This is a genomic window from Rhodococcus sp. NyZ502 (genome assembly GCF_041464245.1).
Lineage (GTDB): Bacteria > Actinomycetota > Actinomycetes > Mycobacteriales > Mycobacteriaceae > Rhodococcus_F > Rhodococcus_F qingshengii.
In genome coordinates, this window is the sequence record NZ_CP167155.1 from 4,875,700 (window position 1) to 4,891,551 (window position 15,852).

General features: G+C 62.8%; 14 protein-coding genes and 1 riboswitch. Of the genes, 9 read left to right on the top strand and 5 right to left on the bottom strand.

Translation table 11 applies throughout. From position 1 onward, the window contains the following. Positions 1–10: 10 nt before the first annotated feature. The 3 genes from ACBG85_RS22400 to ACBG85_RS22410 are packed head-to-tail and all read right to left on the bottom strand — an operon-like array spanning position 11 to position 3,092. Entirely contained in the window at positions 11–1,108 is a 1,098-nt protein-coding gene (locus tag ACBG85_RS22400) for a DNA alkylation repair protein (RefSeq protein ID WP_372024913.1), read from the bottom strand. Continuing rightward, positions 1,108–1,425, bottom strand: a complete 318-nt coding sequence (locus tag ACBG85_RS22405) for a nuclear transport factor 2 family protein (RefSeq protein WP_007733586.1) — start codon at positions 1,423–1,425, stop codon at positions 1,108–1,110. The genes ACBG85_RS22400 and ACBG85_RS22405 overlap by 1 nt, the downstream gene beginning before the upstream one ends. Beyond that, on the bottom strand, positions 1,422–3,092 hold the full coding sequence (locus ACBG85_RS22410) for a CdaR family transcriptional regulator (protein WP_047270998.1): 1,671 nt from the start codon (positions 3,090–3,092) through the stop codon (positions 1,422–1,424). The genes ACBG85_RS22405 and ACBG85_RS22410 overlap by 4 nt, the downstream gene beginning before the upstream one ends. A gap of 195 nt (positions 3,093–3,287) precedes the next feature. Between ACBG85_RS22410 and pruA the strand changes: the two genes are divergently transcribed. Both pruA and ACBG85_RS22420 read left to right on the top strand, forming a co-directional pair. After that, positions 3,288–4,949, top strand: coding sequence for an L-glutamate gamma-semialdehyde dehydrogenase (gene pruA, locus ACBG85_RS22415; RefSeq protein ID WP_372024917.1), 1,662 nt, complete (start codon positions 3,288–3,290; stop codon positions 4,947–4,949). Next, entirely contained in the window at positions 4,949–5,914 is a 966-nt protein-coding gene (locus ACBG85_RS22420; protein ID WP_003940479.1) for a proline dehydrogenase family protein, read from the top strand. The genes pruA and ACBG85_RS22420 overlap by 1 nt, the downstream gene beginning before the upstream one ends. Here ACBG85_RS22420 and ACBG85_RS22425 read toward each other — a convergent pair. Then, complete coding sequence (locus tag ACBG85_RS22425) at positions 5,911–7,209, bottom strand: NtaA/DmoA family FMN-dependent monooxygenase (RefSeq protein WP_372024921.1); 1,299 nt, start codon at positions 7,207–7,209, stop codon at positions 5,911–5,913. The genes ACBG85_RS22420 and ACBG85_RS22425 overlap by 4 nt on opposite strands. Before the next feature lie 113 nt (positions 7,210–7,322). Then, positions 7,323–7,868, bottom strand: a complete 546-nt coding sequence (locus ACBG85_RS22430) for a CGNR zinc finger domain-containing protein (RefSeq protein WP_003939872.1) — start codon at positions 7,866–7,868, stop codon at positions 7,323–7,325. A gap of 68 nt (positions 7,869–7,936) precedes the next feature. Here ACBG85_RS22430 and ACBG85_RS22435 point away from each other — a divergent pair, with 68 nt between their 5' ends. The 7 genes from ACBG85_RS22435 to metE all read left to right on the top strand — a co-directional run bounded on the left by ACBG85_RS22435 (position 7,937) and on the right by metE (position 15,818). Beyond that, entirely contained in the window at positions 7,937–8,884 is a 948-nt protein-coding gene (locus ACBG85_RS22435; protein WP_003940332.1) for a DMT family transporter, read from the top strand. 45 nt (positions 8,885–8,929) lie between these two features. Further along, positions 8,930–9,886, top strand: coding sequence for an ABC transporter ATP-binding protein (locus ACBG85_RS22440; RefSeq protein WP_372024924.1), 957 nt, complete (start codon positions 8,930–8,932; stop codon positions 9,884–9,886). After that, positions 9,886–10,680, top strand: coding sequence for an ABC transporter permease (locus tag ACBG85_RS22445; protein ID WP_019745005.1), 795 nt, complete (start codon positions 9,886–9,888; stop codon positions 10,678–10,680). The genes ACBG85_RS22440 and ACBG85_RS22445 overlap by 1 nt, the downstream gene beginning before the upstream one ends. After that, a complete protein-coding gene (locus tag ACBG85_RS22450; protein ID WP_054831249.1) occupies positions 10,681–11,805 on the top strand; it encodes a sensor histidine kinase in 1,125 nt (374 codons plus the stop codon). It begins immediately after the preceding gene. After that, positions 11,802–12,431: a response regulator transcription factor gene (locus ACBG85_RS22455; RefSeq protein WP_003940330.1), complete on the top strand. Its 630-nt coding sequence runs from the start codon at positions 11,802–11,804 to the stop codon at positions 12,429–12,431. The genes ACBG85_RS22450 and ACBG85_RS22455 overlap by 4 nt, the downstream gene beginning before the upstream one ends. Before the next feature lie 219 nt (positions 12,432–12,650). Beyond that, positions 12,651–13,088, top strand: coding sequence for a helix-turn-helix domain-containing protein (locus ACBG85_RS22460; RefSeq protein WP_003940179.1), 438 nt, complete (start codon positions 12,651–12,653; stop codon positions 13,086–13,088). A gap of 105 nt (positions 13,089–13,193) precedes the next feature. Then, a riboswitch (cobalamin riboswitch) is annotated at positions 13,194–13,395 on the top strand. Positions 13,396–13,553: 158 nt separating this feature from the next. Continuing rightward, a complete protein-coding gene (gene metE, locus ACBG85_RS22465) occupies positions 13,554–15,818 on the top strand; it encodes a 5-methyltetrahydropteroyltriglutamate--homocysteine S-methyltransferase (RefSeq protein ID WP_064688105.1) in 2,265 nt (754 codons plus the stop codon). The last annotated feature ends 34 nt before the right edge of the window (positions 15,819–15,852 follow it).

The following is a 15,852-nucleotide window of genomic DNA, read 5'->3' on the forward strand; positions in this document are numbered from 1 at the left end:
CCGGATCTCCTCACGCGTCCAAACGGAATACACCTCGCACCTGGCGTACGCCGTTGATCTGCACCTCGACGGCATGTTCGCCGGCGTAGTACTTCCGGGTGCTGATCGGTTTGAAGGAATGCCTCTTCGCGATACGGGCCGGCACCCCGGGTTCCAGCGTTCGTGTTGTCAGTTTGAAGACCTTGGGCGTCGTGTGCCCGTTGGCCTTCACGTGGACGATGTAATCGATCACGACGGTGACGGACTCGCTGCCATTGTTCGTGACGGCGAAGTCGAAGGTGAGTTCTCCACCCGCATCAACTGTTTCGCGGTCGATGACGAACCCCTCGACCACGACGTCGGTGGGCGGCGAGAACCCCAAGAGGGACAGAGCATCTGGATCGCCGGCCTTGATCAACGTCCGCAATGCATGTTTGACGATTTTCAGTGTGTTGGCATCCGGTGTCTGCAGCCAACGCTTCGCAGTCGATACTGCGAGCGCAGCGTCAGCACGACTGAGATCGTTGAGATGGTTTGCGACCGAACGTCGTACATATTCCGAATCATCCCGATACAGCTCGTCGAGAATGACGATTGTCGACTCGGGACGCGCCGTCAATTCTTTCACTCGTCTTCCCCAGGGCAAACGAGTACGAGTGCCTTCGGTCGCCAAGCGCCGGACGTGTTCGTCTTCATGGCCGGTCCAGGTGAGTGCGATCGCCAGCGAACGGTCAAGGTTCGTTTCGAGAAATGTGCGAATTGCGAATTCGGCCGTCAGACGCGACGTCAGCTCGGCAAGCAGAGCCATTCCCTCGTCGAAATCCGACTCGGAGCCACTTCGTGTCGCCGTGACGGCGACGGCTTCGGTCACCGGCCAGATCATCCAACCGGTGAAGGTCTCTTCTGAAAGCGCACGGCGGATGATCTCGGCGAAGGCCGGAAGATCCTGAGGCAGTTCGGCAGTCATCGCGTCCCGCACGACGCGCGTACGTTCGCCGAGACTCATACCGTCGAATTCGGATGTACTACCCCGAACGAGGGCGAGGCGTGTGTGACCGGAGGCTCGCTCTAGACAGCCTGCCAGATCGGCGACGACGGATTTCCCGAGCAGTTCGTCAGCGGTGGGCATCAGGGGCACACCGTGAGAGCGGAAATCCGATCACCGTCGAGAGTGAAATGGTGATGTAACTGGACGGGGCTTCCGGGAAAATCACCCTCGACCTTCACCGACACGACAACGGCCGAGCCTGGGGTGTTGACCGACTCGATCTTCTGGGTGAAGGTGAACGCCGTCGACACGGCGGACTTCCACGCCACGATTTCTTCGATCCCGACATACGTCCGGCCGTCGTCACGAACCACTGCGTCTTCGGTGAAAACGCCGCGGACGTCGCCGCCGTCGAAATACGCGCGCGCTGCGCCTGGCACCTTCGCTGAGTCGATCATTCGCGAAGAGTACTACTGGGGTCCGACAGGTTCGGCGAACTCACTGCCCGAGCAGACGCCGCCAACTGAATCTCCATCAACAGCCTGGCCGACGGCTCGGAGAGGTCGGTATCCGTGATCTCCTCGACCCTCTTGATCCGATACCTGAGGGTGTTCGGGTGAATCCGAAGCTGCTCGGATGCACGTCGGACATCGCCCGAATGTGCGAGGTAAACGGAGATGCTTTCGCGCATGTTCGACCCGTTGCGTCTGTCGTAGACGTCCAGGGCGTCGACTCTCGGATCGTGCAGTTGCTCGTCGGCCGCAATGGTGTCCATGATTTCGCCCAGCAGCACCGGTGTGCGCGAGTCCGCGAGGGTGGTCACACGAACATCCCCCGACGTTCCGTCCAAGACCCGATCCACTTCGGCCCGAGCCTGGGCCACCTCCGCAAGCGTCGAAACCGGCGACGAGACCGCGGCCCGTAGCCCCGAAGGCGACACCTTGTCCAAACGCGCGACAACTTCGCGGGTCCACGAGACTGTGGATTTCACGGATTGGGTTCGCGGAAACAGCACATAGATCCGGGTGCCGACGGCACTCACCAGCGATTCACGCTGAAAGGCGCTGGCGTGCAGTCGCAAAGACGACACGAGTTCGCCCGAAGACGGCAGCCCACCGTTTCCGATACTCGCCACTCCGACCACCATCGCCGGTCCGGACATCGGGATGGTCAACGAGGCGGCGAGCGAAGGAACGTCGACACCGCCGCCGCGAACCCCGAGCAACCGCTGAATCTGTATCGCCTCGTTACTCGGCGCGTCTCGGATGCGCGAAATCAGCCGAGCAGCAACGGCCGCGGCACCGCGGAGCACGCTGTCGGCATCGCCGGCAATGGGAACCGGGCCTTCCTGCACCCAGATCGTGCCGAGAAGATCAGAGCTGAAACCGCTCTCCCCCTTGACATTGTCGGATATTCTCCGAATCGGAACCACCAACCGTCGCCTGATCGCAAGGTCGTCGTGAGCGGGCACCTCCACTACGTCGTCGCTTCGCCGCAGGCTCTCGAAGACGCCCCACTCCTGTAGCTTTCGGAGGTATTCGCGAGGTCCTTCGCGGCCGAGGATTGATTGCCGACGTAGCTCGTCCGCAGCATCTCCCGATGCCGAATAGGCCAAGACGTGGGAATGCTCGTCCTCGATGCTGACCATCCCCCGCGTGATTGCGGCGACGTTCTGCGCCAGCTCGAACAAGTCTGTGTCACTACCGAATACGATGTCGTCCGAATCCTGTCGGGATACCGAATGATCGAGCACGCCCCGGATGGTCGTGAACAATCGATCCCAACGAGCATCCGGATGGACCGCTATCAAGGCGATCCCGGCGCGCTGTGCCGCCGCACGCACCGACGTGTCCGAGGCCTCCTTCGACATGACGGCCCGAGGCGCTGATCCCTTCTGATCGAGGCGGTTCAGCCAGGCCGCCAATTCGGCTGCGCCGATACCGACAGCGAGCCAGAGCTCAGAGGATTCGACGGCCGCGGTTCTGGGGCGCGTGAGGTCCCCGACCTCTGCGAACACCACGGAGTCGACGAAGACGTCATCACCTGACGGCGCGAGGACGAGCTCGACAAAAGCTCCGCCCAGCGCCCGAAGGACCGCGTCGAGCCTGACCCCACGGATAGACACGTACCACCCACTCTCCGGACCGTCGCAACGCCTCAACTTCGAGAATAGTGCATTTTCCTGCGAAAACGGTTCAGCCGATCGGACAAACACGGACACCGATGTTTGGCCGCTCAGCGGATTACTCGCCGACGTCTTTCGACTTGACTGGTTCACGACACGACAACTGCCCACTCCTGAGTCTGCCGAAGGATCGTCATGGACGCCGTTACCAATGTCCCCCACCCAGCCAACGAACCGGTGAACAATTACGCGCCGGGAAGCCCGGAACGATCGCGCCTCCGTACGAAACTGACCGAACTGGCCGAATCGCCGACCGACATCAGGCAGGTCATCGGCGGCATCCACCGAACTGCGGAAGGTAAGCGAGAGAGCGTTGTTCAACCACACCGTCACAGTTCGGTGCTCGGATCGTATGCGGGCGCAACCCACTCGGACGTTCGTGATGCCATCGACGCCGCCACACTCGCCGCCCCGGCCTGGCGCGACCTCTCGTTCGACGACCGCGCTGCGGTCTTCCTCCGCGCCGCCGATCTACTTTCCGGCCCGTGGCGCGAAACCATCGCCGCCGCAACAATGCTCGGCCAGTCGAAGACCGCATACCAGGCCGAGATCGACGCGCCCTGCGAACTGATCGACTTCTGGCGTTTCAACGTCGCGTTCGCACGTCAGATACTCGCCGACCAACCCGTTTCCGCTCCGGGAGTGTGGAATCGCGTCGAATATCGTCCACTCGAAGGTTTCGTCTACGCGATCACTCCCTTCAATTTCACCGCCATCGCCGGAAATCTCCCCACAGCACCGGCCCTGATGGGCAACACCGTGATCTGGAAGCCGTCACCCACGCAGGCCGTCGCGGCGTACCTGACAATGCAACTACTCGAAGCTGCCGGCCTCCCGCCCGGGGTGATCAATCTTGTTCTCGGCGACGGCCCCTTGGTGTCCGAGGTCGCGCTTGCCGACCCCCGACTGGCGGGTATCCACTTCACCGGATCCACCGCAACGTTCCAGCGTTTGTGGCGTGAGGTCGGAGCCAACATCTCGAACTACCGGACGTATCCGCGTCTCGTCGGCGAAACCGGCGGCAAGGATTTTGTACTCGCACACAGTTCCGCTGACCCGGACGTACTCACGACGGCATTGATTCGCGGGGCCTTCGACTACCAGGGCCAGAAATGTTCGGCCGCATCACGGGCGTTCATCCCGAAGTCGGTGTGGGCCAAGATGGGCGACACGTTCATCGACACTGTGTCGTCGCTGAAGTACGGAGACGTCACCGACCTGACGAACTTCGGCGGCGCCGTCATCGACCAACGTTCGTTCGACCGAAACGCCGCCGCGATCGTCCGCGCCAAGTCGACCAGCAGCCTCACCATCGCAGCAGGCGGCGACTACGACGACCGCGAAGGATTCTTCGTCTCGCCGACGGTCCTGCTCGGTGACGACCCCAGTGACGAGGCCTTCAGCACCGAGTACTTCGGCCCCATCCTTTCGCTTCACGTCTACGACGACTCCGCACCGAATGCCTACGCCGACATCCTCGCTCGTATCGACAGCGGATCCGCTTACGCCCTGACCGGTGCCGTGATCGCCACCGACCGTGCGGCCGTCGATCAAGCTCATCATGGTCTGCGGTTCGCCGCCGGAAACTTCTACGTCAACGACAAGCCGACGGGAGCGGTTGTCGGACAACAACCCTTCGGAGGTGCGCGGGCTTCGGGTACCAACGACAAGGCCGGTTCGCCGCAGAATCTGCTCCGTTGGGCGTCGACACGCACCGTCAAGGAAACCTTCGTTCCTCCCACCGATCATCGTTACCCCCACCAGGACGTCGATCCAGCCGAGAGCGAGAACCGTTGATGAGTGCCGTCTCGCTGAGCAACCCACTGCGCCCGGTGCTCCTCGCGGCGGCACGCTCGTCGCGACTGGAGAAGACAGTCTCCGGGATGACCTTGACCCGCAAGCTTGTAGACAGGTTCGTCGCCGGGGACGCGGAACCCGCAGCGATGTCAGCGGTGCGCGACATCCTCACCAGTGGCCGGTTCGTGACGGTCGACTACCTCGGCGAGGACACCACCGATCCGGCTCAGGCAACAGCTACCGTCGATGCCTATCTCTCCCTTCTCCGCTCGTACGCAACGCTTTCCGAGATTGCCGGGACGCAACACTCCCTGGAGGTTTCGCTCAAGCTCTCCGCGTTGGGGCAGTCACTTCCCGGTGACGGCGAGAAGATCGCCCTGGCGAACGCTCACCGAATCGTCACAGCGGCAGACGAAGTGGGCGCGTGGGTCACCGTCGATGCGGAGGATCACACCACCACCGACTCGACACTGTCCATCGTCGAAGAGTTGCGCCGCGACTTCCCGACGCTCGGCACGGTCCTGCAGGCGTACCTACACCGCACCGAGGCCGACTGCCGGCACTTCTCCGGATCAGGTTCACGAATTCGGCTGTGCAAGGGTGCATACAAGGAACCGGCCGGCGTCGCGTTCCAAAAGGCCGCCGAAGTCGACGCGTCGTACGTGCGTTGCCTGAAGGTCTTGATGGAAGGTGACGGATACCCGATGGTGGCCTCCCACGATCCCACCATGATCGACGCCGCCCTCGGACTCGCCACACTGACCGAGCGGACAGCCGCGGATTTCGAGTTCCAGATGCTCTTCGGCATCCGCGACGGCGAACAACGCAGATTGGTAGCCGAAGGCAATCACCTGCGGGTCTACGTTCCCTACGGCAGCCAGTGGTACGGCTACTTCATGCGTCGCCTGGCGGAAAGACCGGCCAACCTCATGTTCTTCATGCGCTCACTCGCTTCCAACAACTAGACACCGGAAACCGGTGGCAGCGGTGGCAACTCGAGGTTTTCGCGAAAGGTACCGCCGACGTAGTCGGATCCCACGATTCCGCGCTTGCGCAGCTCCGGCAGCAGCCCGTTCGTGACGAAATCGCGTGTACGCGGATCGGCAAGGTCACCGAGCGTGATGACGTCGAGTACGCCCGCGTCGTATCGTTCCTCGATCGCGTCCGCGAGCTGTTCCGGGGTGCCCGCCGCTGCCCAGTGGCCGGTGTCCTTGGACGCGATGATCAACTCACGCAGAGTCTTTCCTTGTGATGCGAGCTTGCCGAAGATCTCGACCCGGCCCCGTCGTCGATTCACCGACGACGGGTCCGGCAACAACGACTCCGGGATCGGCCGATCCAGCGGCAATTCCGAGAAATCCACGTCACCGCCGAACATGTCGGCAAGCCTGGTGCGTCCGGCGTCGAAGTCCGTCGATTCCTCGGCTTCTCTGACCAATCGTTCGACTTCGGCTTCGGTAGCGCCGTACGTTGCGTGGAACGAGCTGAAAATCAGTGGCAGTTCGTCCCCACGCCCCAACTCTGCCGCCCTGGCGCGGATCGTCTTCGTGTAGGTGACCGCGTCCTCGAAGGTTGCGAGAGAAGTGAATACGACCTCGGCGAAGCGAGCACCCAGTTCGATACCTCCGGCAGATTGGCCTGCCTGGAATTGGACCGGACGACGCTGCGGCAGGGATGGAATGTTCAACGGCCCCTGCACGGTGAAGTACTTGCCTCGGCGCTCGATGGGGACCACCCTCGACGGATCCAGCACCGCAGAGCCCTCTCCCCGGATCAAGGCGCCGGGCTTCCAGCTGTCGAAGAGCGCGTTGACCACCTCGAGCGATTCGGCCGCTCGGGCGTACCGCTCCTCCGGACTCGGCAGGTCCAGGTCGCTGTAGTTCTCTTCTCCGAGTGAGGAAGTGACGGCATTCCATGCGGCTCGACCATTGCTGACGTGGTCCAGGGTGCCGAACAACCGTGCCAGGTTGAATGGGTGATGAAACGTCGTCGTGACGGTGGCGATGAGCCCCACATGGGTGGTGACCGCACTCAGCGCGGCAAGGAAGATCAACGGCTCCTGCGCACCGATCGCGCCCTGCGCACCGAAACTCAGCAGGTCGGCGGCAAACAGTCCGTCGATCTTGTTCGCCTCGGCCGTCTTTGCGACGTCGATCGCGGACGCGACCGTCGAAGTCGTCGGATCGATCGCGGCGTCGTAGATACTCACCGCCCCGCTGACACCGGTCACCGTCTTGAGTGGACGCCTACGATCGGCCACCGACCATCCTCCTGGCTTCGCGAAATCTGTTCCGAATTCACAACGCTAGACCGATCCTGGCTCCCGACAAGGTATTCACTCAGCCTGGTTCTATCCCTCCGAACGCCGCTTGGTCACGCCCCGGATTTACGGGCACGATAGGCGGCGACGTGCGCCCTGTTCCCACAGTTCCCGGTGTCGCAGTATCGCTTCGAACGATTGCGCGACAAATCCACGAAGACCGCTTCGCAGTCCGGGGCCTCGCACCATCGCAACCTCGAGAATTCGTCGGTTCGGATCAGATCGAGCACACCCATCGCCGCTTCTGCGGCCATCCGGTCCACCAGTGGCGAATCGTCAGCGGTGACGTGCAGGTGCCAGCCGAGGTCGTCGTGCCTGGTGAGCCGCGGCCTCGCGCCCGATTCGAGTAGCAGTGTGTTCACCACCTCGACGGCGTCGTCCACTCCCGCGGCTTCCCAGAACTTTCGCAGTCGTGGACGCAGCGCACGAACCGCCGTCAATTCCTCCGGTGTGCCGTCCCGCCTGCCGGTCCAGCGATCCGCGTCGAGAAACCGTGTCAGCTCCTCTTGATCCGGAAGCAGTTCGGCCCCGCCGCGGGCCGTGTTGACCAACGACGCGGCGAAGACGAGCGCCGATTCCGTGTCACCAGCAAAATGCACTTTGACTCCTGAGCCGTATCAACCTAATGTCAGCATCGTAATCGCTTTTACTCCTGACGGGTGACGACGTGAACTCTCGCAACGGCTTGATCTTCGCTCTGCTGTCCGCGGCAACGTTCGGCGTATCGGGCCCGTTCGCGAAATCTCTCATCGAATCAGGGTGGTCCCCCGGCGGCGCAGTGTTCGCGCGCGTTGCAGGCGGCGCACTGGTGATGATGGTGATCGCCGTAGCCACCCAATGGCCTCGCCTACGACAGGTGAGCACCCACACGCGAACGGTACTGCTGTACGGGGTGTTCGCGATCTCGGGCGTTCAACTGTGCTTCTTCAATGCCGTGCAACATCTTTCGGTCGGCGTCGCATTGCTTCTCGAGTACCTTGCACCGATCATCGTCATCGGGTGGGTGTGGATAACCAAGGGCGCACGTCCGAGCGTGCAGACGCTTCTCGGTGCGGCGGTGGCCTTGATCGGCGCCGCCGTGGTGATCGACGTCTTCGGATCGGCAGAGATCAGTGCCGTCGGAGTCGCCTGGGGACTGGCCGCCGCGGCATGCCTTGCAGTCTATTTCGTCATTTCCGAACGTGCGGACGGTGATCTCCATCCAGTTGTTCTCGCGGCATCGGGGCTCACGGTCAGTGCAGTGGTCATCGGCGCGCTCGGACTCGTAGGCGTCCTCCCCCTCCAGTTCTCGGCCTCGAACGCCGTCGTGGCAGACCATTCGGTGAACGTGTGGCTGCCGGTGGTGGTCCTGGTCCTGGTCAGCACTGTCATTGCCTATCTCACCGGCATCGCCGCGATCACGCTGCTGGGGCCGACAATCGGGTCTCTGGTAGCGCTGACCGAAGTGCTGTGCGCGGTCGTCGCCGCGTGGATCCTGGTCGGGGAATCCGTCACCGCACTCCAAGCTGTAGGTGGCGCAGCAATCATCGCGGGGTTGGTCCTCGCGCGCCTCGGTCAGGTTGCACCGAAACAGATACCGGCCGACCCGATGACAAATGTCATGGCAGAAGAATGACGGACAGACGAGGGATCACGACCTCGAAGCGAGCAGATTCTATGTATGACCTCAACACAGGCACGGCATTCACCACAGGCACTGCATACACGCACTGAAGGATCGGCACACGATGCCGTCCGGTTGACCGGACTTCGCAAGAGTTTCGGAACCGTCGACGCCGTCAAAGGTATCGACCTGAGCATCCGCCCCGGCGAGATCGTCGCGTTCCTCGGCCCGAACGGCGCAGGCAAGACGACAACCATCGACATGATCCTCGGCCTGTCCCGGCCGACGTCAGGCGAGGTGAGCGTCTTCGGAATGTCACCTCGATCGGCGATTGCCCGCGGACTCGTCTCGGCAGTCATGCAGACCGGCGGACTACTGAAAGAGCTGACGGTTGCCGAGACTGTGCAGCTGACCGCCAGCCTGTACTCCCAATCCCGTCCGGTCGACGAAGTGCTGGGGAGAGCCGGAATCCTCGACATCTCCGATCGCCTGGTCAGCAAATGCTCAGGCGGACAACAACAGCGATTGCGATTTGCGATGGCGTTGCTGTCGAACCCGCAATTGCTCATTCTCGACGAGCCCACCACCGGCATGGACGTCGAAGGGCGTCGGGACTTTTGGTCCGCCATCCGCGCCGACGCAGATCACGGTCGCACTGTGCTTTTTGCGACGCACTACCTCGAAGAGGCCGATGTCTACGCCGACCGCATCATCCTGGTCAGGCAAGGCACCGTGGTCGCAGACGGGACCACCGCCGAGGTCAAGGCGATGGCGTTCGGACGCACCCTGCGCGCGACTGTTCCAGGCATCACCGACGAACTCCTGCGAGCCATACCGAACTCCGACGCCGTCGAGGTGCGCGGTGAGTCACTGCTCGTGCACTCGGGTGACACCGATGCCGTTGCACGGTTCCTGTTGACCAATACCCAGGCTCGCGATCTCGAAATCGTCTCGCGTGGCCTCGAAGACGCATTCATCGCACTCACGTCGAACAACTCCGAAGGACAGAAGTGATGACCACTGCAACCGAAGCGAACACCTACGGAGCCGAGCGAACCGTCGTACCTCTCGGCGGATTCAACACGACGCTACTGCGACTGGAATTTCGTCGCCTGACTCGCAACCGGCGCACGATGATCTTCACGCTCGTCATGCCGGTTGTCTTCTTCCTCGTCTTCGGTCTCGGTCAAGGCGACGACGACCACGGGATCGGGCACGGCAATGTCGCCGCGTACATCATGATCAGCATGGCTCTCTACGGCGCGATGCTGGCCACCACCAGCGGCGGCGCGATGGTCTCGATCGAACGAGCGTCCGGGTGGAGCCGACAACTTCGGCTGACTCCCCTGACCCCGGTCGCCTACATCGCCGTCAAACTGATCATGGCGATGCTGCTCGGTCTCGTCTCGATTCTCGTGGTCTACGTCGTCGGCGCGTTCACCTCGGCGCAGATGGACGGATCACTCTGGTTCACAACGGCATTGATCGCCTGGCTGGGATCGTCGATCTTCGCGGCCTTCGGCCTGTTCATGGGGTACCTACTCCCCAGTGAGAACGTCATGCAGTTGCTCGGACCGGGACTGGCTCTGCTCGCATTCGGCGGCGGACTCTTCGTACCACTCACCGACGGTTCCGTATGGGCGACCATCGCACAGTTCACCCCGATGTTCGGCATCAACGCCCTCGCCCACGCACCGTTGACGGGCAATAGCATTCACTGGACCTGGATCGTCAATATCCTGGTGTGGTTCGCCATCTTCGCCGGCGGAGCGATCTGGCGGTTCCAACGAGATACGGAGCGTGTGTAGTTGTCGCAAACGACTGACCGAGAAGATTCCGTCGCGCTCCCGCGGCGGAATCGTTTCGGCGTTCTCTTCGCGGCGGTCTGGATGGTATTTCTCGGCGGGCCGCTGATCGAGGGATGGAATCTGCGCGACGAACTGCGCGGCTGGACAGGGATTCTCGCGACGATCGCCTTCAGTGCCCTCTACCTCTACACCTTTGCCACAACGCAGCAGCGGCGTCGAATGACGATGACTCGGCCGACGATTCGCGAAGCTGCACTGGCTCTGTCCGCCTTGACCGCGTTGGCCGCTGTGATGATCGTGAGCGTCGGTCCGACGGGTTTGGCAGCAGCACCGTACCTCGCGGTGACAGCGGTGACGCTGTTGCCGACCGTCGCCGGCGGCATTCTCGCCTTGGTGTTCGCGGCCTCCGTGGAGATAGTCAGCCTCTCGTCCGGATGGGGGAACTACTCCGGACTCTCACTCGGAGTCTGCGCGGCCGCGTTCGCGACCTGGGGAATCATGTCCCTGATCAGCCGCAACTTCGCCATACTCCATGAACGCGAAGAGCAGGAGCAGCGGGCAATCATGGAGGAGCGAACGAGGATGGCGCGCGATCTGCACGACATCCTCGGGCACTCGCTGACCGTCATCACGATCAAAGCCGAACTGGCCAATCGCCTACTCGATGTCGATATCGAACGTGCGCGCAACGAACTCGACGACCTCGAAAGGCTCTCTCGAGACGCGCTGGCGGACGTGCGCTCGGCCGTCGAAGGATTTCGTGGGATTTCTCTTCCCGTCGAGATAGCCCGAGCGCGAGAGGCATTGCGTGCGGCTGGTATCGAGGACGAGGTGCCGAGCAGTACCGACATGGTTCCCACGCGTCTTCGGGAACTCTTTGCATGGACGATCCGTGAGGGCGTCACCAACGTCGTTCGACACAGCGGTGCGACCCACTGCCGGATCACGGTCGACGAAAATAGTGCGTCGGTCGTCGACGACGGACGAGGGGCCGAGTCGACGTCTTCCGGAAACGGTCTGATCGGATTGCGCGAGCGCGCCGGAGCGTCGGGCGCACGAGTGATCATCACTCATCCCCAGCCGCAGGGGTTTGCACTTCAGGTAGTCGAACAGGAGACAGAGTGAACAGCCAGGGCGATCGAGCAACCATACGGCTGCTCTTGGCGGACGATCAGGCGCTCGTGCGAGGAGCTTTGGCCGCGCTGCTCGATCTGGAATCCGACCTGTCCGTGGTGGCCGAGGTCGGTCGCGGCGACGAGGTGGTGTCCGCCGTTCTCGAACACCGCCCGGACGTCGCGCTTCTGGACGTCGAGATGCCCGGCATGGACGGAATCGCCGCGACGGCGGCCCTTCGCGAGGCAGCACCCGACACCCGGGTTCTGATCGTCACCACGTTCGGCCGTCCCGGATTTCTTCGTAAAGCCCTGCACGCCGGGGCCGGCGGGTTCGTCGTCAAGGACACCCCCGCCAGGCAGCTTGCCGACGCGGTCAGGCGTGTCCACGCCGGACTGCGCGTCGTCGATCCCACCCTTGCGGCCGACAGCCTCGTCAGCGGCGAGTCGCCCCTGACGGAGCGTGAGACCCAAGTACTGCGCGCCGCTCACGACGGCGCACCCGTGGCAGCCATCGCAGGGGCGCTCTTCCTGTCTGCCGGGACAGTTCGAAATCATCTGTCATCCGCGATGGGTAAGACGGGTGCGTCGACGCGCGCGGAAGCCGTCAGAATCGCCGAGTCGAACGGCTGGCTCTGATCCGCGCGTCTGGAATAGCCTTCCCCGGCAAATAGTTCGCCGTTCGATTCGTGATGGCGATTTGTCCAGATCACTCAAAGTAGGGACCTTCTACCCTAGGGATTTTCCCTGCAAACGACCGCTTCGCGAGAATCTGAAACAGCTAATCGTTCGATAACTGGCTATGATGCAGTTAATTGAACCGACGGAGCCTGTGCGTAGCGGGGGAAGGGACGTCTCATGTCGAACCAGTTCAACGATCGCTTGAACTCGCTGTTCGAGACTGCCGACTTTCACGTCACCAACGCGATGGTCGTTCGCGGCATGACCGAGTTCGGCTGCCGTATCTCGACGCCGTACCTGTCGCAACTGCGCACCGGCGTCCGAACCAATCCGTCACCCGAAGTGGTTGCCGCCCTCGCCCACTTCTTCAAGGTCCATCCGGACTACTTCTACGCCCCGTCCGATCACACTCCGCCCGCGATCTCAGGTGGCGAGGCAGACCTCTCCCTCCTCGAACAGCTGCACAACGTGCGCCTGCGGAACCTCACCTCCCGTGTCGTCGACCTCTCACCGTCTTCACAGGATCTGCTTGTCGAAATGGCGGAGAATCTACGTTCCTCCGAAAATCTTCCGCGCGTACCACCGGACTCGAATTCCTACATGTCACGCGCATAGCGCCCTTCGCCGACTCTCCTTGACTGCTCAGGGAGGGTTGGCCTTATGCTGGTCGATGCAGCTGGTTCGCCCGGCACGGTCATGAGGAGCCCCGAAGACCGGTCCCGGCGTCGAAGCTCCGTCAGCGCAAGCTGTCGGGGTGAGAGGGAACCCGGTGAAAATCCGGGACTGTCCCGCAGCGGTAAGCAGGAACGACCGCCGTTCATGTGCACTGGGCATCCGCCTGGGAAGCGACGGCCAGTAGGTTCGATCCAACTCGATCGAGTGCCCGCGAGTCCGAAGACCTGCCGACTGTGTCGGGCACGCCGTGCCCGACGGTCCACCGCCTCGTGGAATGGGCGTGTAGATCTCCATCGGACCTCGCGTGCGGTGCGGGCAGTGCTGCCCGCTGAAACTCGGGGTCTCGTGAGGTGTACCCGTCTGCCGGCAGTGGCCATCAGTGCATTGGCAATCTGGAGAAACTCCGTGACAACAACATTCACTTCGACCGTGCTGGGCTCACCGCGCATCGGTCCTCATCGAGAACTCAAGCGGGCAACCGAAAGCTACTGGGCAGGGCGCATCGACGCCGACGCCCTGCAGGCTGTCGCCCGTGACCTCCGTCGGCAGGGCTTGGCCGACCTCCGTGACCTGGGCCTCGACTCCGTCCCGGTCAATACCTTCTCCTTCTACGACCAGATGCTCGACACCGCAGTTCTTCTCGGCGCGCTGCCCGACCGCGTCGCGTCGGTCGCCGATCCGTTGGACCGCTACTTTGCCGCTGCCCGTGGGACGGACACCATCGCGCCGCTCGAAATGACGAAGTGGTTCGACACCAACTACCACTACCTGGTGCCGGAGATCTCGCCGTCCACCACGTTCGCACTCGACCCGTCCAAGGTCTTGTCCGAACTGGCAGAAGCACTTTCCGACGGCATTGCAGCCCGCCCGGTCGTCATCGGACCGGTCACCTTCCTGCTGCTCTCGAAGGCTGTCGGCACCGACGAGCCGCTGCTCTCGCGACTCGACGAACTACTCCCCCTCTACGCGGATCTACTCGGTCGGCTCGCGAAGGCCGGTGCGAGCTGGGTTCAGCTCGACGAACCGGCCCTCGTAGGCGATCGCACCGACGAGGAAATCGAAGCGGCACGCGCTGCGTACGAACAGCTTTCAGCGCTGTCCGAGCGGCCGTCGATCCTGTTGGCGTCGTACTTCGGTTCGCTGCGTGAGGCGCTGCCCGCGCTTGCGTCCACCGGCGTCGAAGGATTTGCCGTCGACCTGGTGGCCGGTCAGGATTCGATCGGCTCCGTCCCCGAACTCGCCCGCAAACTGGTCGTCGCCGGCGTGGTCGACGGACGAAACATCTGGCGGTCGGATCTGGATTCGGCACTGAGCACGTTGGGTGCTCTGTTGGGCAGCGTGGATAATCTTGCCGTCTCCACATCGTGCTCCCTGCTGCACGTTCCGTACACTCTCGACGCAGAAGCCGATGTCGACAAGGCCCTGCGCTCGTGGCTCGCGTTCGGCACCGAGAAGGTCAAGGAAGTAGTAACTCTCGCAACCGCTCTCACACAGGGCCGGGAGTCGGTGGAAGACGAGTTCGCTCTGGCACGAGCGGCCGCGTCGACCCGCAAGGACGATCGCAGACTCAATGATGCGAGTGTTCGAGGCCGTCTGGACGCCGTGCTGAACTCGGCGACCGGTCGCGCGCCCGCCGCCGAACGTCGCGCTGCCCAGGACGAACTGCTTTCTCTGCCGCCGCTGCCCACGACGACAATCGGTTCGTACCCGCAAACCTCGAAGATCCGCATCGCTCGCGCAGCACTGCGCAAGGGCGAGATCGACGAAGCCGAGTACGTCAACCGTATGCGCGCCGAAATTGCCGAAGTTGTTGCGCTCCAGGAAAAGCTGGACCTGGACGTTCTTGTTCACGGCGAGCCGGAACGCAACGACATGGTCCAGTACTTCGCGGAGCAGTTGGACGGATTCTTCGCCACCGCCAACGGTTGGGTCCAGTCGTACGGCACCCGCTGCGTGCGTCCGCCGATTCTGTACGGCGACGTCTCCCGCCCGAAACAGATGACCGTCGACTGGATCACGTACGCGCAGTCCCTGACCGACAAGCCGGTCAAGGGCATGCTCACCGGACCCGTCACCATTCTGGCCTGGTCGTTCGTCCGCGACGACCAACCCCTCGCCGACTCGGCAAATCAAGTCGCACTGGCCATTCGAGACGAGACCGTCGACCTGCAGGCCGCCGGAATCGGAATCATCCAGGTTGACGAACCGGCTCTACGAGAACTACTCCCACTGCGTGCCGAGGATCAGCGCGCCTACCTGGACTGGTCGGTCGGCGCCTTCCGGTTGGCTACCTCGGGCGTCGCGGATTCCACCGCGATCCACACGCACCTGTGCTACTCCGAGTTCGGAGCGGTGATCGGCGCCATCGCCGGCCTCGACGCGGACGTCACGTCCATCGAGGCGGCGCGCTCACACATGGAGGTCCTCGACGATCTCAGTTCGGTCGGGTTCGACCTCGGCGTCGGGCCGGGTGTCTACGACATCCACTCGCCGCGGGTGCCGAGCGTCGACGAGATTGCCGAATCCCTGCGTGAGGCACTCAAAGCTGTTCCTGTCGAGCGGTTGTGGGTCAACCCGGACTGCGGTTTGAAGACCCGCGGTTCCGTCGAGGTCGAGGCGTCACTGCGTAACCTCGTCGAAGCCGCGAAGTTGGTACGAGCGGAGCTATAGGGACAAAGCCCCTGTGCGCCTTTTTGGTAGTGGG